Below are 24,690 nucleotides of genomic sequence, written 5' to 3'. Positions count from 1 at the left end.
GTAAGCGTCTAAGTCGCATATGCTTCAGTCGCTAAGCCAAAACATAGGGTCGAAAGCTAAAACAGAAGATTAAGTTATGTGTAAATTATGCTTAAATCATTGGAATTACACTGCCAGACTGAAACTAATATCAGATATTAAAAAACCCGATAATCATCGGGCTATTTTAGTTAAATCTACTTAGTCAGCACAGCAGTTCACCAAGACGCTGACGAATTGTTGTCTGGGTATCTTCAAGCCAGGCGTAACGTTTTGTGTAAAGGCGTCGCTTCGCTTTTTTCAATGAGCTTGGATCTTTACGAGCAGGACAAAGAGGTATTTGATACAGATATTTTGATACCTCTACACCACCATATTCTGCCCACAATTCAGAATAGTTATACGTGATGCTTGAGCGCTTAGAGCCTGTATATCTTAGTGCTTGGTAGACATGGCCCTTATTAGTAATGCCATACACCGATTCAACACCCCACTCACGTGCAAGTATAAGCAATACCTCAAGCATGAGCGCTTTGGGGCGAAGCCCATGCATTCCGCGCGTCAGGCTTTTAATAATTTCACCACGACCAGTGATATGATCGCCCGGGCCTTGCAAGGCTCCAATGTGGATTTCGCGTTTTGGCGACGATGAGATATTGAAGGCTAAAGTGAATAAGTCCTGTTTGTTCTCATCGACCAACTTCAAAGCCAAAGACCCTTCCCTTTCAGGACCCGCACACAACATGAGTCTGCAATCCTGAATATCCATCAAGCACCAACCTTCTTCAGAATAAAAGTCGAGGAATGCGCGCCCGTACATTTGGTGTAGCGTCTGAAAGTGCTCATAGATTTTTGCAGCCCTTTGTTGAGGGCGCCACTTGAGACAAACGAATGGTTTTAGGGGCTTTTCAAACATCCTTGGGTTTGTCTCTTGGATCGGACGAAACTCCGGCTGATCAAACAACTGCTGCATTTGTTTCAACACATTAGGTTTGAACATTGACCACAAACAAAAACGGGCGTTATAGCGAAGCTTTTTCACCCCACGGATATCTGGGTAAACACTCTCAGCAACGCGAGGGAGGGATTTAACAAAATGGAAGTAGTTGGCAGACATAGATTCACTAACACTCAAACGCAGCGGTTAAAAATAGAAGGAGGAAAGCCTGACGGTCAGTCAGGCCTTGGGAGATAGTTGCTGAGATCAGAAACGGTATGCGACGGTCGCGCCAACGGTCCACTGGTTTGCGCTATCAACAATTGGAGAGTCCGCAATGTTGTCGCCAAGACGAGTGTAAGCCGTCGTCTGGGTAAGCTCCCAACTGTCATTAATTGGAAGGACAAGCTTGTAGCCTAAGTTGTAAGATACATCACCGCTTCCCTTGTACGCCTTGCGTGCTTGAGTCGCTTCTTTGTCTTTTACGCCAAAGTAGTAGTCCACGTAATCTTTGCTTTGATAAGTCAAACCAGCAAATGGGACTAGGTCCATGCTGCCAACACTCATTGGCAAGAAGTAAGTTACACCCGCTAGGTAGCCATCGTAAGTATCGGTAACATCATGCTGAGCGTAAGTAGAAATGGTGCCTTGAGATAAGTGGAAGTCAGCGTTGATACCAAGGTCCAGACTCGCTTTACGCTTGTCCATACCTTTCAGGAAATCTGAAGTGTCATGGTCATACATCAAGCCAGAGGAACCCAAGTAGGCACTCATGTTGAACATATCACCAGTATTACCAAGGAATCGGTAGTTGATCCCTTGCAGGCTCGCATTGAAATCTTCGCCTTGGTAACCAAAGTTACCAAGAAGCGTCGCGTTATGTTTCTGATCCTTGTAGAGATCGCTTACGCCTGCTCCACCTAGTTCAGCAATCCAGCTATTTTCTTTGGTATAAATGTTACCGTTTCGAATGTATGTATCACCGGCGGCATGTGCCGCTGTTGCCGCTACTAAAGTTGAAACTAGAATCGTTAGCTTTTTCATCGTTTTGTCCTTGTGTTAACTTGTTATGAACACTGTACAAAACGATTCACCCTGACAATATCTTTACTTTGTCACGCCTTTGTCACCGTTTGTCAGACTCATCTGACATACGTGGGATTTGTAGAGTAAATTTAGCTCCACCAAGTAAACTTGCACCCACTTCGGCGCGTCCTCCATGACGTTCAACGATCAATTTAACAATCGCCAGTCCTAACCCAAAGCCAGTGTTGGCTTTGTTCCTAGAGGGGTCTGCACTATAGAAAGGGTCAAAGATAAAGTTCCAGTGATCGGTGGGAATTCCTGGACCATCATCTTCAACAGTAAATAGGATGGTTTCATTTTCTAACTTCGCCGAAAGCTGGATTTTCTGATCCGCATAGCGCAACGCGTTAGAAAGCAGGTTATTGACTGCCCTTTTGAGCAGTGCGCTGTCTGCCTCGACAAACAAATTGTCTTGAACCTCTAACGACACCAAGTTCATTTTAGTGTCAGGCAGTTTGTTCGTCAGTCCGTGCATAAACGGGTCGAGCTCAATGGCTTCAATGTTAAGCGCTGAGTCTGGGCGCTCTACCTTGGCGAAATAGAGAAGCTCATCGACCATTTGCTCCATCTCTTCCGTATCTTCAATGATGCTGGCGATTTTATCGTGCTGATCCTTAGTTAGACTCTCATCCTGGAGCATTTCAGCCTGCCATTGAATGCGGAAAACGGGAGTTCTTAAATCGTGGGCAACGGAGTTGGTAAGTGAGCGGTTACTGGTAATAAGATCGGAAATCTTATCAGCCATGTAGTTAAAACTATCATTGAGAGAGCCTACACGATGTCTACTGCCCGTTGGCGCTCTAGAGTTGAAATCACCTTGCGCAAATTTTATGGTAACCTCTTCAAGAGTACGAACTCGCCTGCTTAAGAACCAAATAAGTCCCGAGGTGTAGATAAAGAAACCGCCCAGAATAAATCCCCAGAGAATATCGTCATCAAACTCTATGGCTTTGCGAAGGTCAGACTCGACGTCAGGTTGAACTCGGTAGATGGTGTCTGGTGACGATAACATGAACCAGAAATCACGCTCGTCGTCATAAAATGTGAATGGGTGAATACGGTCATTAGTGAAGTAGTTTTTCACTTCCTCCGGCACATCAGAGCTCGGAAAAGCCGTCAATGTTTTCGCAGTATTGGCGATAAACTCATTCAGAACTATCAAAGCTTGATCTTTACCCTGATGGTCTGAAATTGTCATTAGGACGTCCCTAAATGCGGCGCCCTCTAAGTCTTCTAGAACATAGTCATAGTCTGTATTAAGTTGATAAATAATGATTTCATACGCCACCAGACTCAGGGTGAACAACACCAACAACCCGAAAAATGCCTCAATGTAGATTCGGCGCATACCTCATTATCCTCAAAAATTTTTACCAACTATCTGGTACGAACAAATAACCTTTACCTCTGACAGTGATGATGCGTTTAGGTGTCGCGGAATTGTCACCCAGTTTTTTTCTCAAACTGACCACTTTGTTGTCGATCGTACGATCCAAACCATCGTATTCGATACCTCTCAACGTTTGGGTCAGAAAGTCGCGCGATAACACTTCATCCGGAGCGCTAGCCAGTATCCAAAGCAGATCAAAATCGCTGTCAGACATGCTGACCTGAGCACCATCAAGAACACACACTTTGCGCGCTTGATTCAGGCTTAGTTGGCCGTATGTCAGAGTATTCACTGGTTTGGAATCTACCTCAGCAGACTGTTCCCCAACTGGGCCTCGCCTTAATAGCATCCGCATGCGAGCGAGTAATACGCGTGGTTTTATCGGTTTGCTGACAAAATCATCGGCACCAATTTCAAGTGCTGCAACATGGTCAAAATCATCATCACTTGCCGTCAACATTAAGACTTTACCGGAGTATTTCGCTCGAATCTGTCTACAAATTGTCAGGCCATCCATTCCCGGCAGCATCAGATCAAGTAAAAGTAGATCCGGCTGTTGCTCAACAATAGCATCAACAGCACTGCTACCGTCTTCGAAAGTAGTGACTTCAAAATCTTGTTTAACGAAGTATTCTTCCAGCATTGAGCGAAGCTTTACGTCGTCTTCAACAATAAATAAGGATTGCAAAGAGCTCATCGACTATATAACCAGAGTTCTGAATTTGAGATTGAGTAATATTAGCTTAAAGCTATAAGGATTACCGTAACAAAGATGAGCCCAATAGATTTATTTTGAACACAGTTCAATTATGAGACGGACGTTAGCTCCCATAAGTTGGCAGTCCACCGAAAAAAGATACGATTTGAATAAAAATGATGAGCGCGCCAAAAATTGATACACAAATCAACACCCAGTCACCACCAATGACTCGATAAGATGAATTCGGGTTCTCACTCAGCACTGGATTTCTTAATCTGACTTTTCTGACTAACATCGCTGGAATAATGCACGCCCAAATGGCTGCTGCCGCAGAGGCATACCCAATTGCGACTAAAAAGCCAAATGGGAAAAGTATCGAAATGACCAATGGAGGAATAAATGTGGCGAGCCAAGTCTTTGTTCGTCCTATCTTGTTGTCTTCAAACTGCAAAGCATCCGCTAAGAAATCAAATACACCTAGCCCAACGCCAATGAAGCTCGACAGAATGGCGGCGGCTGAAAATGCACTGATAACCTTATACAAAGCTGCTGTAGACACTGATGTCTTTAGGTGCTGGAGTAATACATTGATATCTCCACCCTGAGCAATGATTTCTGGAAATTCGGTTCTAGATAGATTGCCGTAAACGCTAATAAGCCAAATTAGGTAAGTACAAAGCGCGATAAAAGTGCCACCTAAAATCGCCTTTTGAGCTCTACGCTCATCCAAATAATAGTCACGCATACTCGATACTGTGTGGTGGTAACCAAATGAGGCCAGCGCCACAGGCAATAAAGCAAATACGTATTGACCTTGAGCGAAATGGCTCTGGTTAACTAAGGTATAAATATCAATACTTTGAACTAACCCAGTAACAGAAAATACGAAACTAAACCCCATAAACAGCAGAAGTACGACCGAAATTCGATCAACCACTTCAGTCGAGTGCCAAACAAAAATAGAGAAGAATACGACAAATAATATAGAAGCCAACTTTGGTTCAATTCCAAAATATTCATGAATGATCAAGCCTGATGAAGTAATATAGGCGTAAAGCAGAATACCTCCGACAAAATAAATCATTACATTGTTGATAAAGCTAATACGCTTACCAAGTAAATCTTTAGTTACCGAAGAAAAAGACGACCTATAAGGGTAATCTTTGAGTGCTTCTAACAACAAACAACCACTCGCCGACATAATCAGCATTGTTATGCTCAACACAATAACAGACCACAAGGTCCATGCACCTGCTCCAGCAGCTGGCAACCCCAACATCCCTGCTCCAATACAAACACATGCAATGATGCAGGCTCCGCCGAAAATCGATGGTTTCTTTTGGCTTTGAACATTACTTTCAACATAATCCATATTTTCACCTTCTTTAATTATCTAACTTTTTATTCTGGTCATTTTTAAAAGGAAAAAGCGCCAGAGATGTAACTCTAGCGCTTGGATTTATGTTGCAATTAATAATTATTTATTAATTAAATATTAAATTAACAACTAGTCGAATCGATAATTTAACCCTAGATTGACGCTATCTTGGTCAATATTGATGTCATTATTGGTCAAGCCGAATGAATGTCGATAGCTCGTTTCTATCGCAAAGTTTTTATTAATGTTGTATCCCAGGTTAATCCCCGCTTCGGGCCCAAAGTCTGTTACTTTTAATAAATCACTGTTATATCTCGCGTAATTAACACCGGCTTCTGGAGCGATGTAAGCTTTTTGATCAAGAAGTGCAAACTTTTTATCAACAGCGAACGAATAGTTATCAAGCTCCTCACCATGATTAGACAAACTCGTGGCGCTTCCCTTGATACCAAAGTTTTCCATATCCGTCCCAGCCTGAGCATGCAGGCCATCCATGTTCTCACCGTAATGATTTAAGTTCACATGAGAATGGTCATAACTCATCCCAAAGTAGGTGGAGTAATTCCCCGAACTAGCAGCATTAACACTTAGTGGTGCGCAAACAGACATAACAATTAACAGTAGAGACTTCTTCATTTCTTTAACCTCATTACTTTCTAATTGCGCAATTTATAAAATAAAACACCATTCAATTACAGGATCATAATTGAAACAATATATTCAAGAAATGTAAGGATTCGTTCAATATTGTTGATGCAGAAGCAGTCACTCCCAAGACTGTGAAAAATGCTGATCTTTGAATTCAGCCGCTAATCCGCTGACTTGCTGCATTCTTAGTACTTCATCCTTATCCATGCCAAGCTCTCTACCTATACGTTCATTACTCCAATCAAGTTGTCGAAGTGTCATGACCAAACTGGAGGTGAGCTCAACCTGATGGACACCTCTCGCAATGTTGTGTCTGACCGATGTCGACATGCTGTTTTCTAATGTTTTGTTAAAAACAACACACGGAATATAGCCTGGAATAGGTTGAAGTTCTGGATGAGATTTCAATAGTTCAAAACGATGAAAGCCATCGATTAAAACGTAGTTACCTGCTCGTTCTATCCGATTAACGATAATTGGCATCGTTAATCCATCTATTGCAATAGAGTGTTTTAGGAGCTTCCCTTCAGGTCGAGCCATTTTATTGGGGTTATAACTATTGGATTCGATGAGATGGATAGCCAATAGTTGAACATTACATACTGGAGGTAGCGCAGGAATGGACTCAAAAAGGCAGGATGAAACACTATTGTAGAGCGCAACCCACGCTCCGATATTGTCAAGCTGTTGATTGAGGCGACTCACGTGATTGAAAAATGCTTTACTTTCGCTGGTCATCAGACTATCTCCCTAAAGCATCTCACGGACACTGCTATCAATACGCATAGTGTTAGCCGCTCGGGTATAACCAAAAGATAGACCTCTACACCAATAGTCATTTTTTATCAGTACCTTACATATCCTCCTCCAGCTCGGAACTTGTTTTTTTGACTCAAGTTTTCTGTCTGCTGCATCTGGAATGTAATGAATTCCTTTATCCGGACCATGTTTTCGCCACCACCACAAAAACTTGAATATTCTCTCACGGTAATGCCGCTCCAAGTGTGGGGGCATGGTTTTCAAGAGATACTTGCTGTATTCACGATAAGTAAAACCGTCTGGCAACTCAAAGCGATAGTAACCTAGTACTCTTCCCTGCTCTTTGGTATAACGAGCCCCAAAATTGCAACCTTCAACTCTTGAAAGCAATTTAATCCAGGTTTCAGGCTCAATCATCTGATATAACCACAAGCCTTTTCGTTGCTCATCCCCAAAAGGCTGACATAATCGCTGTTGAGAAAGTGGAACTCCTGCTTTTTGCATCGAATCGTAAACATGGTTGTAGTCCCAACTGAAACGTCCATTGGCAACCCAGATATCAGACACTTTCCAATCATAAATGGGATAAGCCATAAAAACGTCTTTCTGCATTTTTGTTGTCCATAAACGACTTTGGTACTTCTCTTTTTTTCGATTTTTGACTGTGTTAAAACGATTAAGTGATTCATCAGCTCTCAAACCGATGAGTACCGCGATTTTTTCTGCTTTACATTGTTGATACCAGCTAGCAAATTCGAATACAAAATCTTCAAACTCCATACCTGTATAAAAGAATGGCCAAGCTTGCTCGCTACTTATCACACCCATAGAGTTGGGAAGTTCTCTGATCCAACGGTGTTTGCTCTCGGGATCCCAGCATAACCATTTAGGCTCAAACTGCGAGACAGAGTTACGCAAACTTATAGGTAAACAAACCCAATATGGACGAATCTTGTTGGACTTAACCATGCGTTTAATAAACCTTTCCGTCTCAATGTACTGAGCTTCAAAGTCAACAATTAAAACATCAATAGGTAAGCGGCCTCTTCGTTCGCCTTCTTCAATAGCTAAATTAAGCAGAACTCCAGAGTCTTTACCTCCAGAAAAAGATACATAGAAGTGATTAAAATGGTCAAATATATAGGAAACCCTGCTTTTAGCAGCTTCAAATACATCCTCATCTAGCCATTGTTTTTTACGGCCTGTATTGAGCTTGGTCATTTCTTCAAATCCTCATAAACATGAGTGGCGAGAATTGTTTAGCGAGTAAACAGAAGTAAAAAAGTTTAATAGCTGGAAATTCGCTTCAACAATGCAATAAATATAACTAAGAACAATAATCCACGTAGCATATTGGCACTTATGAATTAATCATTATTTAATCCCTCAAAATTTCTTTAGAAAGATAAATAATCCTTAATAACTAATATATCGAGCTGTAGAAGCGTAAGCTTAACTTTCGTGGAGTAACGACAACTGCTCACTCCGGCGTCTTGTGGTTCGTCGTTACTTCCTTTCCGACAGAGCTAGTTTGGACAATTAGAAGTGATTAGCTGTGTGTTTTTGGGGTGACTCTTCTCACCCCACTTTTTTTATTGTGCTGGTGTGTCGAGTAATTCTGAAACACAGGTAGGCAGTGACTTTGTTGTCGGTAACAAACTCGTCACTTGACCTGTCTGCATATACACATGTCTTAAATGAAGACCTCCCTTATCTTGAGATCTAATATGTACATTTCCTGAAGCGTAGAAGCCTGTAACAGGCCAGTCATATGTTGAACCAATAGACATTTTTGACAACTCTATAAGCTCTGCCTCTGTGACTCTTCGCCAATTACTTCTGCCATTAAATTTGATAGTGGCCAAATCAGCACAATAGCGATCATATTGACCGTAGTCTCCTCCAACGATTGTCGACGTATCTTCCACTCTTTCGTCATACCCATCATTTCTCATTAAAGAAAATTGGTTAGTACCACTGCCCCCATCAACCATTATGCCTGAACGGGTATATCCCGAATTATAGGGTGTGTCATCAAAGCTATACCACATAAGACTCATAACACTTGCTCTGGGTGGCTCAGTAAACCACTTTCCATCAGCTTCACCTGAACTGCCTACGATAATGTGCAAGCACTTTTCTGTTCGGTGAGCCTTATCTGTATTGCCTTCCACTCCGCAAGTCTCCAGTTTTCTCGGTGTCTCGAATTGAATCACTGGGGTGAGTAAACCATTGTACTCTGCTTGAGCACTAAACTTACCTTTAGCACCAGCAATCAATCGGCCTTCAGAGCCGATGGTATAACAAGGCTCTCCATTGCACTCTTCTGAAATAGCATTCCACGTTACTTCAGCAGTAACATCTTGCAGCTTTAGGTCTTCGTTTAATGCATAAATCTCGACTTGAAAAGGACGTCCTGACAGTTCTTGATTTTGTCTTTGAACGTGAGGAGCAGAATTTGGTGGCAACTGTGGGCGCGTAAATTGATAATATAATTTTGAGGCATCCGTTGGAGCATCTGAATCCTCCGGACCACTGCCGCTAGATTCATTATCGCCCTGTTCTGCATCTGGAGTTTCTACACCATCGCCAGACTCTGAATTATCTTCAGAGTCAGATGTTTCGCTACCTTCTCCACCTTGCTCATTAGATGGTTCATCAGCTTCCGCGTCTTGATTTTCATCATTGTCTTGAATGGAATTGTTATCTTGGTTTTCGTCTGTGCCTGATGATGTACCTTGCGTTCCGCCGTCAGCTTCGCTTTGTGACAGCTCTCCACTATCACTGCAGCCTGACAGACCAATCATAAGACTCAAACTACACGCTAATAAAAATAAACTTGAACGATCTTTCTTGTATTTTATATTTATAATTAGAACTCATATTTAACCCTCACCTGTTAATTTAGATATTTACTTGTTCGAAACTGAGCAAGAGAGGTGAGAATATTTATTCCTATAAATTTAAACGAATAAATATATTTAATTTATAAAAATAAAAACCATAGCATCTTTGTTTAAGATACTAATTTATTGTTATTTATATAAATTATAGAGATTGAATTAAATGGCTGGCTGATTCAGAGAGACGAGAAGTTAATGACGTTATAGATTGATTTGCGGTTAAAAAGCATTCGGAACATAAGCCCTAGGGAGGTCCTTATCTCCTAGGCTTAAGGCAGTAAATAGACTCATATTAGTCTTTTTGTCTAGCTCTGTATTGGTAGTCGTAATTTACTATTGAGCTATATTTTGCTTCACCATGCTCAGTTGCAAACTCGTCAACTTTAACATCGAAATTAGCGAGGCTGACGTGACCTATAGTCGAATAGCCAATATTGGTCACTTCATTCTTCAGCTCGGCTTGAGATTTACCTTTAATCGAATCAGACAGCTGATGACCAGCTTCATAAGCGGCAGTTTTGCTATCAAACGTACCAGCAAGAATACTCTCTCCTTCGCTTACATTAAGCACTGATGAAGAAGCGAAAGCAGAAGTTGCTAGTAACATAGTTGAAGTAAGAGTAATTAAACGTTTCATAATTATTTCCTCACATTTTGTATTTATTAACATTGGTTAAACAGAATGTTTCTCCAATCAACAGAGCTCATTTTATATTGCACGACCGTGCTGTAAATAGGCATTCTGTCTATTCATTGTGGAAAATATTGCACCAATAGATGTCACCCCAATGTAACTAAATGGTTGGATTTTGTAGGTAGAGTGAAGAAAAAAAGAGCGCCTGATAGGCGCTCTAGATCGAACTGGGTATCAATGAAACCGTTGTTCCCAAATTGGCGGAGAACCTATGATTTCTTCAACAGCTTCAATGAAAAATTTAACCAAAGGCGGCTGATTTCGATGTGAATACATGGCGTAAATACCGCTCTGCGTGTAAATATCAGCATAGGGTAGCAGCTTCACCAACCCCATCTCATTGAGAGGTTCTGGCATCATAAAATCACAGATTAAACCATAGCCGATACCTGCTTTCATACCTTCTATCATCAGTTCGGCTTCGTTAACGAAGTACTTACCGTTCATTTCATATGAGGCGAGTTCATCTCCATTTGTCCCGCTAGGCATTTGGAATTGGTCTGCGGTCATGCTGCCATTGGTATACACAATAGCAGGTAGAGAAATGAGCTCCTCTGGCGTTTCTGGGTTGCCATGAAGTTCAACAAACTCTCGAGAAGCAAGAAGTGAAAAGTCATTCGGTGCGATTTTTTTGGCTACAAGGTTTGAATCCTGAAGTTTGCCGATGCGGAACACAACATCAAAACGCTCACCAATCACATCCACCCTACGATCATCCAAAATCAGTTCAATGGTGATTTGCGGATACTTAGCCATAAACTTTTCGATAGCAGGCTGAAGGTACATACGACCAAAAACTGTCGCACATGAAATTCTTAAGTGGCCCTTGGGCTCATTGTGGTAAGTATCTGCAATATTGCGGGTGTCAGCCAATAACTCTCTGACTTTTCTGGCTTGATGAACAATATCCTGCCCTGCTGATGTCAGCGCTAAAGAACGTGTCGAGCGATTGAGCAGACGCACACCCAGTGTCTCTTCCAGTTTTTTGATCTGCTTAGACAAGACAGAGCGATCCATATGTAAACGTTCAGCTGCTTTTGCAAATGACCCTGACTCCGAGACCTCAAGTAACATTTCCAGTCGATTTGCAAAGTCCATACTACCTCCAGTTTAAAGCTGCCTTTAAAAGCCAAGCTTACTTATTGATAAGGCAGATATATTAACTCAAAGAGTTACATAATGATTATAGACTTATTGTCTATAGTTCATTTCTTTAGTGTCCATAATTACTATTCGCGGCGAATTCTCCTTGATACAAAGGGGGTTGATGTAACACAAACTAGCTCTCTGATTTTTATTCCTCTGTATTGACCTCAATCTCAGGTAATCACCTGATATTTCGTTTTTCGTCCAATTTTTATACTCCACTCCAATTTCATGCTGATTAGTCAAGCTAGTAAGCCTCTGGAATTCACCACTATTTCAATCATTTGGCTAAACACTTGCCCATACCGGAGTATTTAAAACACTTATGAAACAGTTAACTTTGATGCTAATTCCGCTCGCTCTGGCTCCTAAAGCTATGGCAGCAAGCGATACGAATAATGTCACGCTAGAAGGATCTCTTGGCGTCTTGAATGGCTCATCAACGGAACTGGTTTACGACAGTACAGGAAGGAAGCTGAGTCAGCTTGACTGGGAGATCGATAATGTCCCGATCATCAAGCTAGGTGCTGCTTGGGATATTAATGAGAATTGGACGTTAAGGGGTAGCTTTTGGTCTGTGCTGACTGATGATGGCGACGCTCATATGGAGGACCGCGATTGGCTTAATGCTAATCAATCATCACCGACAGACATATCCATAAGCCCAGACACTAAGTTGCGAGATGCTCATGAGATTGACATCAATGCAACCTTCTGGCTGCTTAGCCAAAGCAATTACAAAGTCGGTGCTCTAGCGGGCTATCAATATAATCTCTTTAAGTGGGACGGCATTGGTGGCACTTATTCCTACAATAATGGGGCTGACGTAGGCTCATTCCCAAACGTTGTAGGCATAGACTATAAGCAGGAATTCAGCGTGCTATATCTTGGACTAGCTGGAGAATACAAGCTGGATAAATCGGACTTTGGTGCACAACTTAAATGGAGCCCATGGGTTGATGCGAAAGATGTAGACCATCACAACATGCGCGATCTGACCTTCTATGAGCAAAGCAACCGTAATTCTGATTTTATCTCGTTATCGCTCAACTATGGTTACCACTTTACGCCAAGCATGAAGCTATATGCCGAATATGTTTATACCAAATACTCTGAAGCGAAGGCAGATACCACCATCGTTGACAACAGCTCTGGTGACTCTGGAGTAGTACCCAATGGCGCTGGCTTGGATAACCACAACTCAACCGTTTCAGTTGGCCTGAAATACACATTCTAGTCACTTGAAAATGACTCAGAACGGTGCATTCGTTTGCGCCGTTCTTTTCTAAATTCCCCCAATCATCATCGGAATACAATCTCATGAAACACGCTATTAAATGGTCTCTGGCAGCTTTGATTATTAGCTGCAGCTTTAACGCACTGGCGGCAAAAATTGTCTATTGGGACGATGCTGAATCTTTTGAACGTTTGGTTTCGTCAGAAAACAAGACAGACTTTGCGCGACTCTCGGTTTACTACCAACCGCAAGAAAACAAAATGTTCTGTGGTGTCGCATCGGCTGCGATGGTGCTAAATGCACTGCGTGTTGATAGAACACCAGAGCAGATTCCACTTGATTCAAGTCAGTTCTCTACGTTGGAGTCCGGCTACCTGCCAACTGGCGGTGGCAATGTCGAGCACTCAGATAAATCCTATGTCAGCTGGTCTCCCCTATTTCACCGTTATACTCAAAACACCGTGTTAATCCACTCACCGAAATCCAGAATTGAAATCCTAGGCAAGCCCACGAAAGGCAGCCAGTTTAACGACTATGGGTTGCAACTTTCTCAATTCGTCGATCTGGTTAAATCCAATGGCGCTAAAGTCGTCAGTTACGAGCTACAAAACATTGACGATATCGACACAATTAAGGCCAATATGGTCACGGCACTGAGTCAGCCAGAACATTATTTGGTGGTTAACTACGCTCGAAAAGGTGTCGAGCAAAAAGGTGGTGGACATTACGCGCCAGTGGCGGCCTATGATGGAGATTCGGATTCATTTCTCATCTTAGATCCTAATAACGCTGACTACTTGTGGCATTGGGTCGATGCCACCAGCATGATTAAAGCGATGAATACAATCGATGTCGACAGATACCGCGGCTACGCCATTATCTCCGACTAATAAAAAGACCAGCAAACCGTTTGGTTGGCTGGCCTTTCAACATTTCGATTACACGATTAGCGAAGTAATCGCTGCTTAAGTGTTTTCCAGCGAATCGCAAGCAACACGAGAGCTATCAGAATATAGAACGTTGGTTCAGTGACCTCTGATTTTACCGACCAATAAAAGTGTATGGGTGCAAGCAGCAAGGCTAAATAAACCCAATTATGTAGCTTTTGCCATTTTGCTCCCAGTCTACGCTGCATCGCTTTGGTCGATGTTACAGACAGCGACAACAATATCAGCCACACAGCTCCACCAACGGTGAGGTAAGGACGCTTGATGATCTCCGAAGCCAGTAGACTCCAGTCCAAACCCAGATCCAGCGTCGCATAAGCGACTAAATGTAATACCGCCCAGAAAAAGCTATATAGCCCAACCAATCGTCTGACTCTGACTAACGCCCCTTGCTTAGTCCATTTCGCTAATGGTGAGACCAATAAAGAAACAAACAGCGTATTGAGTGCACTGATACCCGTGTAGTGGATAATGCCCTGTACTGGGTCTCCACCTAAACCACCCGCGAAAGCCTTGAGCACCAACAGCAGCAAGAAACTCAAAGACACACCATGGATAACTACCTTCAGCCATGTGATCGCCCTTGGAGACAACCTCATCAATAGAACTTCCTTAAGTCCATATTCTTGTAGAGATGAGCGACTTCTTCCTCATAGCCATTGAACATCAATGTAGGCTGTCGTCGGCTACTAAATAAATTACCTTCACCGATAAAACGTTCGCTCGCCTGACTCCATCGTGGATGATCGACCTGTGGGTTTACGTTGGCATAAAACCCATATTCATGGGGTGCTAGTCTATTCCAAGTGGTTGGTGGCTCTTGATCTGTCAAACGAATGCGCACTATAGACTTGATACTCTTGAAGCCATATTTCCATGGCACAACTAAACGCAAAGGTGCGCCATTTTGGGGAGCTAAGGTTTTGCCATACAAACCTACTGAGATAAGCGTTAACGGGTTCATCGCTTCATCCAGTCTCAGGCCTTCAACATAGGGGTAATCGATACTGCCACCCCAAGAGTTTTGCCCGGGGAACTGTTCAGGGTCGTAGAGTGTTTCAAAAGCAACGTATTTCGCTTCACTCTTCGGGTTAGCCATTTTGATGATGTCAGACAACGGAAAGCCAATCCAAGGTATATTCATTGACCATGCTTCTACGCATCTTAGGCGATAGATGCGCTCTTCAAGAGTAAACTTGTTGAAAATGTCTTCATAATTCAACGTTATCGGATTACCAACTAACCCATCAACTTTGACGCTCCAAGGATCGGAAACAAAACCACCTGATTTTTCCGCAGGATCAGACTTCCCTGTTCCAAATTCATAAAAGTTATTGTACTTCAGTACTTTGTCTTCAGGTGTTAATGAAAGGTCAGCTTGATACTTATCCGGCTTTGAGGCAGATAAATCAATACGGCGGTCTTGAGCAGGCTCCTCTTTTGAGGAGAACAGATCCAAAACACCCGCCTGAGAGTTCGCCGCCAACGGCACACCGACAACAGCAATACCCAGTTTTTTTAAAATGTCTCTTCGCTCTTTATACACCGACTCTGGTGTTGCCTCGTTTTCAGATAACGCCCAGCGATGATTTTTCTTTATCCACATAGTCTTCCCCTGATACGACTTACTCACTGAGCAAGAAACAAATCGATTGTTCAATGATTTAACCAGACCGTGCTAACACCAGATCTCTTTCATCAAAAACGCAGATAATCTTGTTAAGGTGAAGTGTGGTACAAAGTCTGTTACTATGCGCGCCCCTCTGAATACTGGGCGACAACGATGAACCGTAAGAAGAAAATTAACCAGATCCTAAAAGCGAAGCAGAAAAAGCAAAACGCTAAGCTACATAAAAGCAACAAGCCTCGCTACATTTCAAAAGCGGAAAGAGCAAAGCTTGAAGCAGAAGAGCAAGAACAGCAAACCGCTGCACAAGCGGAAAATGAAGAAAGCTTAGACTCAGGTTCGTCTGAGCAATAATTCCTCTTCAATCGGGATGAACTTATCGCACACGTCGATTAGTGACTGTGCGCTAAGGCCCGGCACACCAAATACATCCACTTTGGTGCCAAACCTTTCCTGGACTCGTTTGACTAACACGTCAAAGTCGCCATCTCCAGATAACAGAATAACTCGGTCAACCTTGCTGGCAGCTTCGTACACATCCAAAGCAATACCCACATCCCAATCGCCTTTGGCACTGCCATCTTGTCGTTGAATAAATGGCTTCAGTTTAACGTTAAAGCCAATACCGCGAAGGATATGATGAAACTGCCTCTGTTTCGGGTCATGTGAAGCAATCGCATACGCATGAGCCTCGGTGACGTCTCGACCTTCCGTTGCAACGTACCAAAACTCATTGTAGTCAAAGTTTGCGCGGTACTTTTCTCGTGTTGTGTAGTAGATGTTCTGGACATCAACGAAAATGGCGACTTTTTCCATCAGGAATCCTGTTTAATCAATAACGCAGGCATAGTAACAGTTATTGAACTCAAGCTGTTGGTTTTCTATGGATTCTGATGCGAAAGGCAAAGACTCTTTAATTAAACCATTTAAGCTTATCGTGCAGCGAGGTCACGCTACCAACAACAATAAGAGCAGGGCTGACTGCTCCCTCTGCCAACTTGGGTAAGTCTTTTAGTGGCCCAGTGAATACACGCTGTTCGCTGCGTGTTCCGTTTTCAATAATGGCGCAAGATATCTGTTCATCCAGACCATTTTCGATAAGCTTGGTAGTAATTCGCTGGCTCTGCTTTAGACCCATATAAAATACCAGTGTGTTGTTAGATTGGGCCAGTGATTGCCATTCAATTTCCCGACCATCTTTCTGCACATGACCAGTAATAAACTGAACGCTCTGAGCGTGGTCACGGTGTGTCAACGGAATACCTGCGTATGCAGTTGCGCCAGCAGCCGCTGTTATGCCCGGTACCACTTCAAAGTGAATTCCATGGGCAGCCAACTCTTCCAGCTCTTCACCACCACGACCAAAAATAAATGAGTCCCCACCCTTGAGCCGAACAACACGCTTTCCTGCCAGTGCTTTTTCCACCAAAATCTGGTTGATTTTATCCTGAGGCACGCAATGAAAATCAAGCTTCTTGCCGACATAAACCATCTCAGCTTGAGGATTGGCTAACGCCAATATTTCTTTAGAAACAAGGCGGTCATAAACGATCACTTCTGCTTGCTGTATCACTCGGTAACCTTTCAAGGTTAGTAAATCTGGATCACCGGGACCAGCGCCAACAAGAGAAACAAAACCACGTTTTGGAGAAGAGTTAGGGTGAGCACTCATAGCCGTACCTGCTGATTCAAATTTGGATATAAAAAGTAGCGCTCAATCAAAGTACTCATCGAATCACGACTTTTTATCGCCAAACCTTTAACCATTTAAAAGGACTCTGCGAAGGCCCCATGCTGCGCTATGGGGCCACATCAATTTATTTCGCCATTGCAGGCTTAGCTTTAACTTCCTGCTCAGAATCAATTGATGGAGCAGTTTTCGCGTGAGTCAGGTAAAGAGGAATACAAGTGAACAACAAGCCACCAACGATGTTACCCAGAATCGTTGGAATAAGGTTGAAGTTCAGCCAAGTTGCAATACCGAAATCGGCACCAAGAATCATACCCAGTGGGAACAAGAACATGTTCACAACCGTATGCTCAAACACCAAGGCAAAGAAGATGAAAATCGGTAGCCACATTGCGGCGATCTTGCCAGCTACACTTCGGGCAGTCATGTTACCAATCACACCAAGGCAGACCATCAGGTTACAGAAAATGCCACGCACAAAACAGGTAATCCATCCGTCCATTCCCATGTTTTCAAAACCAACGGTACGCGCTGTTGATACCGCGATAAATTTCTTAACTACGGCATTTGGGTCCAATGAGAAATTGCCCGTCAAGGAGATAGCAACCAGGTAAGCAACGATCAGTGAGCCAATCAAGTTGCCAAGTCCAACTAATCCCCAGCAACGGAAAATGCGGTTCCAGGTGATACCTGGTCGGTTATCAAACTTGGCAAGAGGTGCGAGACCAAAAACACCGGTGACCAGATCGTAGCCCATCAGACTTAGGATACAAAAGCCGACTGGAAACACTAAAGCACCCACGATGCCGATGCCTGTCTGTACGATAGTCGTAATGGCGACTACAACAGCCAAAGATAAGATGATACCCGCCATTGTGCCGCGCAAAATCAAGTCACGCGTACTTGTTTTTGTTTTCGCTTCGCCGACATCGATCATGGTTTGTACGAATTCGGCAGGTTTTAATGCTGAAGACATAGCTACGTCCTTTTTAAAATTGAAAGTTAAAAGTTGAAATTGAATAGTGAAAGGCTCGTTGCTTCACCTGCTCCCCTATGGAAAGCAACAAGCCTTTAAGCTATTAAATCTCTTCAAACACCCGGTTAAGCAGAAACTTCAACCTGACCTTTAATAACGCGTGTTTTGTATGCTTTGACACTGAAGTTTTCGTCTTCCATACATACACCCGTTGATAGGTTAAAACGCTGTTTTTTCAGAGGACTAGCGACCCACAACTCCTGCTTGTGTTCAACGATCAATCCACGGGAAAGGACATTTGACTGGTAGAACGGATCAGTGTTGCTGATAGCCATCACTTCTTCAGCGTGAGAAGGGCGAAAAATGGCAACCTGCTCCCCAGAAACCAACGCACACACGCCAGTACCCGGGGTGATATCTTCAATACTGCATACTTTTGTAAATGCCATGATGTTGTCTCCCTAAACTAACTCGACGTGAAGGATGTCACCCTTCTCTTCTGGATGTTTTTCTGTGTACGTCGCCGGACGATGCTGTTCACGCTCTTGGACAAAGACAACATTGCTATCGCGTTCATCTGAGTTTATGAAATGTGCGAAACGTTTTAGCTGAGCTTCGTCGTTGATAGTATCAGTCCATTCACAACGGAACTCTTCTACTAACTTGGCTACATCGGCTTCCAGTTGTGCATTGATACCGAGTTTGTCGTTGACGATGACTTCTCTCAGGTAATCAACACCACCTTCCAGATTTTCCATCCACACAGAAGTGCGTTGCAGTGGCGCTGCCGTACGAATGTAGAACATCATGAAACGATCGATGTATTTGATGAGGGTGTCCTTATCGAGGTCGCTCGCTAGAAGGTCAGCATGTCTTGGCTTCATTCCGCCATTACCACACACGTACATATTCCAGCCTGCGTCTGTCGCTATGATACCTAAGTCTTTACCTTGTGCTTCTGCACATTCACGCGTACAACCCGATACACCGAATTTCATCTTATGCGGGGTACGGATGCCCTTGTAGCGGTTTTCGATCATCACACCAAGGCCAACAGAATCTTGGACGCCATAACGACACCAAGTTGAGCCTACACAAGTCTTTGCCATGCGAAGCGCTTTGGCATAGGCCTGCCCTGTTTCATAGCCTGCAGCGATCAGCTTCTTCCAAATTGCAGGTAGGTCGTCTTTCTGAGCGCCAAACAGACCAATGCGCTGAGCACCAGTAACTTTGGTGTAAAGGTTGTACTCGGCAGCAACTTCAGCCAATACCTTAAGTGCCTGAGGCGTCACTTCACCACCAGCCATACGAGGAATCACAGAGTAGGTTCCGTCTTTTTGCATGTTACCGAGGAAGTTGTCGTTAGTATCGTGAAGTTTGACCAATTCAGGTTTTAGAATGTGCTCACCCCAGCAAGATGCGAGGATTGAGCCTGCTAGTGGCTTACACACTTCACAGCCGTATCCCTTACCGTATTTTTCCAACAGCTCATCAAATGTTTTGATTTCTTCAATACGGATAAGGTGGAACAGCTCCTGGCGAGAGTAAGCAAAATGCTCACACACATCATTTTTTACTTCGACACCTGCTTTGGCTAATTCAGCGTTTAGCACGGATGTCACCAGTGGAATACAACCACCACAACCCGTTCCAGCGCCAGTTACCGCTTTGATTTCACCAATAGTGTGATGGCCTTGAGCCACGGCTTCAGCAATCTTGCCTTTTGTAACATCAAAGCAAGAACAAATAACCGCTGATTCAGGAAGCGCATCAGCCCCTAGCGTTGGCTTTTCTGCCCCAGCATGAGCCGGAAGAATTAGCGTATCTGGATGTTCTGGAAGCTCGATCTCATTGAGTTTAAGCTGCAGCAAATCACCGTAATCAGATGTGTCACCTACCATCACCGCACCAAGCAACTTCTTACCGTCTTCAGAAACGATGATTCGCTTGTACACTTCCTGCTCTTCGTTTTGGTAAACGTAGCTCTTACATCCCGGTGTACGTCCGTTTGCATCACCGATTGAGCCTACTTTGACACCAAGCAGCTTCAGTTTCGCAGACATGTCCGCGCCTTCAAACTTGCTGTCGTTACCTAACAAGTGATCAACGGCGACTGTCGCCATCTTGTAACCCGGTGCCACAAGGCCATAAAACGTGCGATTCCAAGATGCACATTCACCGATAGCATAAACATTTTCATCAGTTGTCTGACAGCAATCATTAATCTCTACACCACCACGTGGTGCTATGCCTAATCCCATTTGGCGAGCAAGTTTGTCTTGAGGGCGGATGCCGGCAGAAAAAACAATAAAGTCCGTCTCTAACTCGCTACCATCAGCGAATCGCATTACGTTTCTTGCTGTTTTGCCTTCCGGTGCAATCTCTAGGGTGTTTTTGCTAACGTGTACCGTCACGCCCATACGTTCAATTTTCTGACGTAATTGATCACCACCAGCCTGATCTAACTGCTCAGCCATCAATTTCGGAGCAAACTCTACTACATGAGTTTGCACACCTAATGCTTTCAGTGCACCTGCAGCTTCAAGGCCAAGTAAGCCACCACCAATAACGACGCCAACTTTGCTGTTCTTGGCACATGCTTCGATCGCTTTAAGATCTTCGATTGTACGGTAGACAAAACAGTCTTTGCTCTCGTGGCCCTTAATTGGTGGAACAAAAGGAAAGGACCCCGTGGCCATGACAAGTTTGTCATACTGAATTTCACGTCCAGTGCTTGAATAAACGGTCTGCTTTTCACGATTGATGTTGATAGCGCGTTCGCCCATCAAGATGTTGATATTATGCTTTTCGTAAAAGCCTTCCTTTACAAGCGAAAGCTCATCTGCAGTATGATGGGAAAAGTAAGAAGAGAGATGGACACGGTCATAAGCGACACGAGGTTCTTCACAGAAGACAGATATTTCATATTGAGAAACATCCGTCTTCTCAACGAGGTCTTCTATGTAACGGTGCCCGACCATGCCGTTACCTATAATGACCAGCTTCAACTTGCTCATAGTACTTCCTAAGGGTTAGGTTCTTATCACTATGTGCATTGTTAAATGTGAAAGAAAATTAATATATGATGTAAATCAATTACGAAATTGAACTACCCTAAAGGGGTAGGAGCAAGATTTAATCAGCCTATTTATGTATTAAAATTACAATAATGAATTCCTAGTCCTCTATAAGACTTAGTAATGTTTACTTTATGTAAACACTTCTTCACAGGAGCTCTGAACGATAAAGCTCGGGTTAACAAATTGAATACAATTGCAATCAAGCACATATGAATAATTGGAATTAATATCTCAACAAAAAGAAACAACATGTAACAAGGTTATTTTTGCAGCAATTATTTGCGAACAGTCAAACTTCGCTGAGCAGTTTGTGAATAGTTAACTCAAATTGATTTAGGTCATTTATAGAACTTTTGCCCTAGGGATAGCATGGCGCGGTAAGTCAAGGAAAAACCAGAAGTAATTTAGCAAATGGTAATAGACCGCTAGCTGAAATACGCCGCCATACTATTTGAGATAACCAATAAAAATGAACAATCAACAGCTCAACAAAGACTATTGCGCTAATGCCAATCTAATATCTACCACGGATCGATCCAGCCTTATAACTCATGCCAATCAAGACTTCTGTGATATTGCAGGCTATTCAACTGACGAATTAGTGGGCAACCCCCACAATATGGTTCGTCATGGTGACATGCCCAAGCAAGCATTCGAACAGATGTGGACCTACCTTAAACAAGGGAAAAGTTGGATGGGTCTAGTAAAAAATCAATGTAAAGATGAAGCTCACTATTGGGTATCCGCCTTTGTAACTCCGATTAAAAACCCTGAAGGTGACATCGTTGAATATCAGTCGGTTCGTTCTAAACCCGATTCAGAACAAGTTGAGAGAGCTGAAGCGCTTTATCGTCGGCTACAACAAAATAAATCTACAACAAAACCTAGGCTGCCACTGCACAAACTCACATTAGGCTCTTCTACGTTACTGGCATTATTGTCGCTTTTAATGCTGGGTACGACCCAGAGTGTTCTCAGTGCTGCAATTACCTTAGTTGCGGCAATGATGACATTTGGCCTCGCGTACCAGTACCGACGTAGTAAAAGCATGGCAGCTCTGGCCCAGCAAGCCTATAGCAACCCATTGATGGAAAAGCCCTATACTAACCATTTCGATGATTACTCTCAGGTCGAATTAGCGCTGAAAATGAAGCAAGCCGAACTGCGGGCAGTGACCGCTAGGGCAACGGAAACGTCCGGAGAAATCCTGATTTCAGCAGAAGACGAATTTGGCACGATTCAATCAATCGGACAAAGCCTAGACCAACAATGTCATGAAACGGAGCAAGTTGCCGCAGCTGTTGAGCAACTCACCCACTCTATCAATGAAGTCGCAAGCGGCGCATCTGCGGCTTCAATGCTCGCTGAAGAAGCCGATCAAGAATCTGAAAAAGGGCTAAGCAGCATACATTCCACCATTGCGGAAGTGACTGCTCTTGAAGCTGAGCTGGCGCAAGCACAGACAATCATTAATCGGCTATCTCAAGACAGCCAAAAGATAGACAGCATTTTAGAGGTCATCACTGCTATTTCAGAACAAACGAATCTACTTGCCCTGAATGCCGCTATCGAAGCAGCGCGAGCGGGAGAAGCTGGCCGCGGATTTGCTGTAGTCGCGGATGAAGTGCGAAATCTGGCGTCAAAAACCGGTTCCTCTGCAAGTGAAATTCATACCATGATTCGCCAGCTTCAGGAAACGGCCGAAAGTGCAGTAGGTGCAATGGAAAAAGGTATTGCTCTTTCAAGCCGCTGCAAGCACCGTGCGGATGAAACGGGTGATGTTCTCAGCACGATTTCAGACAAATTGAATCAAGTCACCGACAGCAGCATCCAAATCGCCACTGCGGTCGAGCAACAGGCGAGCGTTACGCAAGAGATCAACCGCAACATCATCAACATCAAACAACTCGCCGATGACACGTCCCAAACGTCACAATCTTCAATCGAACGAACCAGTCATTTGGTTAACAACCTAGAAGGTCTGGAACGTTTAATGAAACAGTTCCAGAAATAATTGGAGAGCCTTCGGGCTCTTTTCCCTCTCCATCACCAAGCCCTGATAACTACAAAAAGATCACTAAAATAGGGTCAAATCTGTTTAACAATCTTATCAATGATACAGGCTTAGACCTATTAGGGCTCATAAGTGGTATTTCTCTACATTTTGTCGCATTTTTGTGACTTTAAATACGAATTCAAAACCATTAACAAAAGTGATACTAGTTCCACTATTTGATAATTTTCTGATTAAGTATAGACTGGTAAAAAGATGATATAAATTGACTATTTCTTATACATTACATTAACTTGCGCACATAATACCTGTATAGTTTTAATACGCTGTATCATTTATAGTCTTTAAAGTGTGATCCTTGTTCAGTCTTATGCTTGATTCCCCATACGAAAAGCATACTATTGTCTGATATTCATACTTAGGCATATTCCTACAAAGGCTACTCAAGATGGAGCTTGACATATTTAACCCTTCCAGACAGTTACGTCGAGCAGTCTTGTTCTGGCTAAGTATGCTTCTTGCCCTGATGTCATTGATTATTGCCACTCTTAATGTGTTTTTTGGCGTTTATCACCTCTTGGCGATCATTCAGAGTCTTTTTTGTAGCTTTTCTCTCTATGTCGCTTTCAATAGCTACCGAAGCACTGCTTCCCTTTTACTCTCAAACTGCTACGTCTATAGCATCATAGGTTTGGTTTATTTCACGACGCTGACATACCCGATAGAAAATGGTTTGTTCCTCTGGAGTTTTCTCTACCCGGTTCTGTTTTACCTTATTCTGGGTAAACGGTATGGATTTGTTGCGACCATGATGGGCTTCATTAGCCAGCTATTCCTTGTGGTTGATAAATCGTTCGTCGATGGTGTTGTTAGCTATTTTGAGCTCATCGTTAATTTTGCTCTCGCCTATCTGAGTGTCTGGCTCGCCAGCCACATTCTCGAGGTCAAGCGTAAGACATCAGAGGCATCACTGGGGCAGCTTGCTTCACGTGATGCTCTCACTAGTGTCTATAACCGCCACGCCTTAATTCATAACTTTGACCGCTACCGACAAGAAAGTGAAACACTACCTTTGTCGCTTCTGGTTTTGGACTTGGATTACTTTAAACAAGTCAATGACGAATTCGGCCATGACATTGGTGATAAGGTGCTCGTTCAGACAGCAGCACTCATTGATGGATTAAGCGATGAACACTTGGTGTATCGCATTGGTGGAGAAGAGTTCTGCATCGCTCTACATAACACTAATATTCAACATGCCATGATTAAGGCTGAACAAATCCGAATGGCGATTGAACGCTACCGATTCAACAACAATGAGCAGCCAATATCTCTCACGGCGAGTATTGGGATTTATCAGTGTGATCTCTACAATGATCTCGAAAGCGTACTGAAAGAAGCAGATAAAGAGCTGTATAAGGCCAAGAAGAACGGGCGTAACCAAGTCATGGTATGCAATCAAAAAGAGCAGGCCATAATGACCTGCTCTTGATAACAGT

Annotated in this window: 23 protein-coding genes; 5 read left to right on the top strand and 18 right to left on the bottom strand. The window is 43.2% G+C overall.

Features of this window, described 5'->3' with window-relative positions:
* Nucleotides 1-184: 184 nt before the first annotated feature.
* The 11 genes from IX95_RS09300 to IX95_RS09250 all read right to left on the bottom strand — a co-directional run bounded on the left by IX95_RS09300 (nucleotide 185) and on the right by IX95_RS09250 (nucleotide 11,572).
* Nucleotides 185-1,096 carry a VirK/YbjX family protein gene (locus IX95_RS09300; protein ID WP_038159057.1) on the bottom strand — a complete coding sequence of 304 codons (912 nt, stop codon included), beginning with the start codon at nucleotides 1,094-1,096 and terminating at the stop codon, nucleotides 185-187.
* Between the two features lie 87 nt (nucleotides 1,097-1,183).
* Complete coding sequence (gene ompV, locus IX95_RS09295) at nucleotides 1,184-1,960, bottom strand: outer membrane protein OmpV (RefSeq protein WP_038159055.1); 777 nt, start codon at nucleotides 1,958-1,960, stop codon at nucleotides 1,184-1,186.
* Nucleotides 1,961-2,042: 82 nt separating this feature from the next.
* Complete coding sequence (locus IX95_RS09290) at nucleotides 2,043-3,350, bottom strand: ATP-binding protein (protein WP_038159052.1); 1,308 nt, start codon at nucleotides 3,348-3,350, stop codon at nucleotides 2,043-2,045.
* A gap of 22 nt (nucleotides 3,351-3,372) precedes the next feature.
* A complete protein-coding gene (locus IX95_RS09285) occupies nucleotides 3,373-4,089 on the bottom strand; it encodes a response regulator (protein WP_038159049.1) in 717 nt (238 codons plus the stop codon).
* Nucleotides 4,090-4,213: 124 nt separating this feature from the next.
* Nucleotides 4,214-5,464 (bottom strand): aromatic amino acid transporter, encoded by a 1,251-nt coding sequence (locus IX95_RS09280; protein WP_038159047.1) that lies wholly within the window; start codon nucleotides 5,462-5,464, stop codon nucleotides 4,214-4,216.
* A 135-nt stretch (nucleotides 5,465-5,599) separates the two neighbouring features.
* Nucleotides 5,600-6,106 carry an outer membrane protein gene (locus IX95_RS09275; RefSeq protein ID WP_051912519.1) on the bottom strand — a complete coding sequence of 169 codons (507 nt, stop codon included), beginning with the start codon at nucleotides 6,104-6,106 and terminating at the stop codon, nucleotides 5,600-5,602.
* 129 nt (nucleotides 6,107-6,235) lie between these two features.
* Complete coding sequence (locus IX95_RS09270; protein WP_038159045.1) at nucleotides 6,236-6,856, bottom strand: IbrB-like domain-containing protein; 621 nt, start codon at nucleotides 6,854-6,856, stop codon at nucleotides 6,236-6,238.
* A gap of 12 nt (nucleotides 6,857-6,868) precedes the next feature.
* The gene (locus IX95_RS09265) at nucleotides 6,869-8,098 is read right to left on the bottom strand and encodes a DUF3440 domain-containing protein (protein ID WP_051912517.1); all 1,230 of its coding nucleotides are present in this window, start codon (nucleotides 8,096-8,098) and stop codon (nucleotides 6,869-6,871) included.
* A gap of 371 nt (nucleotides 8,099-8,469) precedes the next feature.
* Nucleotides 8,470-9,684: a hypothetical protein gene (locus tag IX95_RS09260; RefSeq protein ID WP_038159042.1), complete on the bottom strand. Its 1,215-nt coding sequence runs from the start codon at nucleotides 9,682-9,684 to the stop codon at nucleotides 8,470-8,472.
* A gap of 388 nt (nucleotides 9,685-10,072) precedes the next feature.
* Complete coding sequence (locus tag IX95_RS09255) at nucleotides 10,073-10,417, bottom strand: DUF3316 domain-containing protein (RefSeq protein ID WP_038159039.1); 345 nt, start codon at nucleotides 10,415-10,417, stop codon at nucleotides 10,073-10,075.
* A gap of 231 nt (nucleotides 10,418-10,648) precedes the next feature.
* Nucleotides 10,649-11,572 carry a LysR family transcriptional regulator gene (locus IX95_RS09250; protein WP_038159036.1) on the bottom strand — a complete coding sequence of 308 codons (924 nt, stop codon included), beginning with the start codon at nucleotides 11,570-11,572 and terminating at the stop codon, nucleotides 10,649-10,651.
* A gap of 373 nt (nucleotides 11,573-11,945) precedes the next feature.
* Here IX95_RS09250 and IX95_RS09245 point away from each other — a divergent pair, with 373 nt between their 5' ends.
* Nucleotides 11,946-12,857, top strand: a complete 912-nt coding sequence (locus IX95_RS09245; protein WP_038159033.1) for an omptin family outer membrane protease — start codon at nucleotides 11,946-11,948, stop codon at nucleotides 12,855-12,857.
* A gap of 83 nt (nucleotides 12,858-12,940) precedes the next feature.
* A complete protein-coding gene (locus tag IX95_RS09240; RefSeq protein ID WP_038159030.1) occupies nucleotides 12,941-13,747 on the top strand; it encodes a phytochelatin synthase family protein in 807 nt (268 codons plus the stop codon).
* Between the two features lie 56 nt (nucleotides 13,748-13,803).
* Here the strand turns inward: IX95_RS09240 and msrQ are convergent, their stop codons facing one another.
* The gene (gene msrQ / locus IX95_RS09235; protein WP_038159028.1) at nucleotides 13,804-14,403 is read right to left on the bottom strand and encodes a protein-methionine-sulfoxide reductase heme-binding subunit MsrQ; all 600 of its coding nucleotides are present in this window, start codon (nucleotides 14,401-14,403) and stop codon (nucleotides 13,804-13,806) included.
* Nucleotides 14,403-15,410, bottom strand: a complete 1,008-nt coding sequence (msrP, locus tag IX95_RS09230) for a protein-methionine-sulfoxide reductase catalytic subunit MsrP (RefSeq protein WP_038159024.1) — start codon at nucleotides 15,408-15,410, stop codon at nucleotides 14,403-14,405. Before msrP ends, msrQ begins: the two co-directional genes overlap by 1 nt.
* Nucleotides 15,411-15,587: 177 nt before the next feature.
* Between msrP and IX95_RS09225 the strand changes: the two genes are divergently transcribed.
* Nucleotides 15,588-15,785 (top strand): DUF2986 domain-containing protein, encoded by a 198-nt coding sequence (locus IX95_RS09225; RefSeq protein ID WP_006962417.1) that lies wholly within the window; start codon nucleotides 15,588-15,590, stop codon nucleotides 15,783-15,785.
* Here IX95_RS09225 and IX95_RS09220 read toward each other — a convergent pair.
* From IX95_RS09220 to nirB, 5 genes are all read right to left on the bottom strand, one after another.
* Nucleotides 15,765-16,247, bottom strand: a complete 483-nt coding sequence (locus IX95_RS09220) for a LabA-like NYN domain-containing protein (protein ID WP_006962420.1) — start codon at nucleotides 16,245-16,247, stop codon at nucleotides 15,765-15,767. The genes IX95_RS09225 and IX95_RS09220 overlap by 21 nt on opposite strands.
* Before the next feature lie 97 nt (nucleotides 16,248-16,344).
* Nucleotides 16,345-17,103, bottom strand: coding sequence for a uroporphyrinogen-III C-methyltransferase (gene cobA, locus IX95_RS09215; protein ID WP_038159021.1), 759 nt, complete (start codon nucleotides 17,101-17,103; stop codon nucleotides 16,345-16,347).
* A gap of 145 nt (nucleotides 17,104-17,248) precedes the next feature.
* Nucleotides 17,249-18,097 (bottom strand): formate/nitrite transporter family protein, encoded by an 849-nt coding sequence (locus tag IX95_RS09210; RefSeq protein WP_019276488.1) that lies wholly within the window; start codon nucleotides 18,095-18,097, stop codon nucleotides 17,249-17,251.
* 125 nt (nucleotides 18,098-18,222) lie between these two features.
* The gene (gene nirD / locus IX95_RS09205; RefSeq protein ID WP_021457103.1) at nucleotides 18,223-18,546 is read right to left on the bottom strand and encodes a nitrite reductase small subunit NirD; all 324 of its coding nucleotides are present in this window, start codon (nucleotides 18,544-18,546) and stop codon (nucleotides 18,223-18,225) included.
* Nucleotides 18,547-18,558: 12 nt separating this feature from the next.
* Nucleotides 18,559-21,114, bottom strand: a complete 2,556-nt coding sequence (gene nirB / locus IX95_RS09200; protein WP_038159019.1) for a nitrite reductase large subunit NirB — start codon at nucleotides 21,112-21,114, stop codon at nucleotides 18,559-18,561.
* A gap of 532 nt (nucleotides 21,115-21,646) precedes the next feature.
* Here nirB and IX95_RS09195 point away from each other — a divergent pair.
* Both IX95_RS09195 and IX95_RS09190 read left to right on the top strand, forming a co-directional pair.
* Nucleotides 21,647-23,191 (top strand): methyl-accepting chemotaxis protein, encoded by a 1,545-nt coding sequence (locus IX95_RS09195; protein ID WP_038159016.1) that lies wholly within the window; start codon nucleotides 21,647-21,649, stop codon nucleotides 23,189-23,191.
* A gap of 448 nt (nucleotides 23,192-23,639) precedes the next feature.
* The gene (locus tag IX95_RS09190; RefSeq protein WP_038159013.1) at nucleotides 23,640-24,683 is read left to right on the top strand and encodes a GGDEF domain-containing protein; all 1,044 of its coding nucleotides are present in this window, start codon (nucleotides 23,640-23,642) and stop codon (nucleotides 24,681-24,683) included.
* Nucleotides 24,684-24,690 lie beyond the last annotated feature (7 nt).

Source organism: Vibrio sp. B183 (assembly GCF_000740665.1).
Classification (GTDB): domain Bacteria; phylum Pseudomonadota; class Gammaproteobacteria; order Enterobacterales; family Vibrionaceae; genus Vibrio; species Vibrio coralliilyticus.
This window is presented reverse-complemented; position numbering and strand designations above follow the sequence as displayed.

What these genes read in the sequence shown, in the direction of transcription:
- nirD (WP_021457103.1), bottom strand. Translation starts at nt 18,546, where the DNA reads ATGGCATTTACAAAAGTATGCAGTATTGAAGATATCACCCCGGGTACT.
- ompV (WP_038159055.1), bottom strand. Translation starts at nt 1,960, where the DNA reads ATGAAAAAGCTAACGATTCTAGTTTCAACTTTAGTAGCGGCAACAGCG.
- msrP (WP_038159024.1), bottom strand. Translation starts at nt 15,410, where the DNA reads ATGTGGATAAAGAAAAATCATCGCTGGGCGTTATCTGAAAACGAGGCA.
- IX95_RS09245 (WP_038159033.1), top strand. Translation starts at nt 11,946, where the DNA reads ATGAAACAGTTAACTTTGATGCTAATTCCGCTCGCTCTGGCTCCTAAA.
- IX95_RS09280 (WP_038159047.1), bottom strand. Translation starts at nt 5,464, where the DNA reads ATGGATTATGTTGAAAGTAATGTTCAAAGCCAAAAGAAACCATCGATT.
- msrQ (WP_038159028.1), bottom strand. Translation starts at nt 14,403, where the DNA reads ATGAGGTTGTCTCCAAGGGCGATCACATGGCTGAAGGTAGTTATCCAT.
- IX95_RS09260 (WP_038159042.1), bottom strand. Translation starts at nt 9,684, where the DNA reads ATGATTGGTCTGTCAGGCTGCAGTGATAGTGGAGAGCTGTCACAAAGC.
- IX95_RS09210 (WP_019276488.1), bottom strand. Translation starts at nt 18,097, where the DNA reads ATGTCTTCAGCATTAAAACCTGCCGAATTCGTACAAACCATGATCGAT.
- IX95_RS09270 (WP_038159045.1), bottom strand. Translation starts at nt 6,856, where the DNA reads ATGACCAGCGAAAGTAAAGCATTTTTCAATCACGTGAGTCGCCTCAAT.
- IX95_RS09240 (WP_038159030.1), top strand. Translation starts at nt 12,941, where the DNA reads ATGAAACACGCTATTAAATGGTCTCTGGCAGCTTTGATTATTAGCTGC.
- IX95_RS09250 (WP_038159036.1), bottom strand. Translation starts at nt 11,572, where the DNA reads ATGGACTTTGCAAATCGACTGGAAATGTTACTTGAGGTCTCGGAGTCA.
- IX95_RS09285 (WP_038159049.1), bottom strand. Translation starts at nt 4,089, where the DNA reads ATGAGCTCTTTGCAATCCTTATTTATTGTTGAAGACGACGTAAAGCTT.
- IX95_RS09220 (WP_006962420.1), bottom strand. Translation starts at nt 16,247, where the DNA reads ATGGAAAAAGTCGCCATTTTCGTTGATGTCCAGAACATCTACTACACA.
- IX95_RS09195 (WP_038159016.1), top strand. Translation starts at nt 21,647, where the DNA reads ATGAACAATCAACAGCTCAACAAAGACTATTGCGCTAATGCCAATCTA.
- IX95_RS09255 (WP_038159039.1), bottom strand. Translation starts at nt 10,417, where the DNA reads ATGAAACGTTTAATTACTCTTACTTCAACTATGTTACTAGCAACTTCT.
- IX95_RS09265 (WP_051912517.1), bottom strand. Translation starts at nt 8,098, where the DNA reads ATGACCAAGCTCAATACAGGCCGTAAAAAACAATGGCTAGATGAGGAT.
- IX95_RS09290 (WP_038159052.1), bottom strand. Translation starts at nt 3,350, where the DNA reads ATGCGCCGAATCTACATTGAGGCATTTTTCGGGTTGTTGGTGTTGTTC.
- IX95_RS09275 (WP_051912519.1), bottom strand. Translation starts at nt 6,106, where the DNA reads ATGAAGAAGTCTCTACTGTTAATTGTTATGTCTGTTTGCGCACCACTA.
- IX95_RS09300 (WP_038159057.1), bottom strand. Translation starts at nt 1,096, where the DNA reads ATGTCTGCCAACTACTTCCATTTTGTTAAATCCCTCCCTCGCGTTGCT.
- IX95_RS09190 (WP_038159013.1), top strand. Translation starts at nt 23,640, where the DNA reads ATGGAGCTTGACATATTTAACCCTTCCAGACAGTTACGTCGAGCAGTC.
- nirB (WP_038159019.1), bottom strand. Translation starts at nt 21,114, where the DNA reads ATGAGCAAGTTGAAGCTGGTCATTATAGGTAACGGCATGGTCGGGCAC.
- cobA (WP_038159021.1), bottom strand. Translation starts at nt 17,103, where the DNA reads ATGAGTGCTCACCCTAACTCTTCTCCAAAACGTGGTTTTGTTTCTCTT.
- IX95_RS09225 (WP_006962417.1), top strand. Translation starts at nt 15,588, where the DNA reads ATGAACCGTAAGAAGAAAATTAACCAGATCCTAAAAGCGAAGCAGAAA.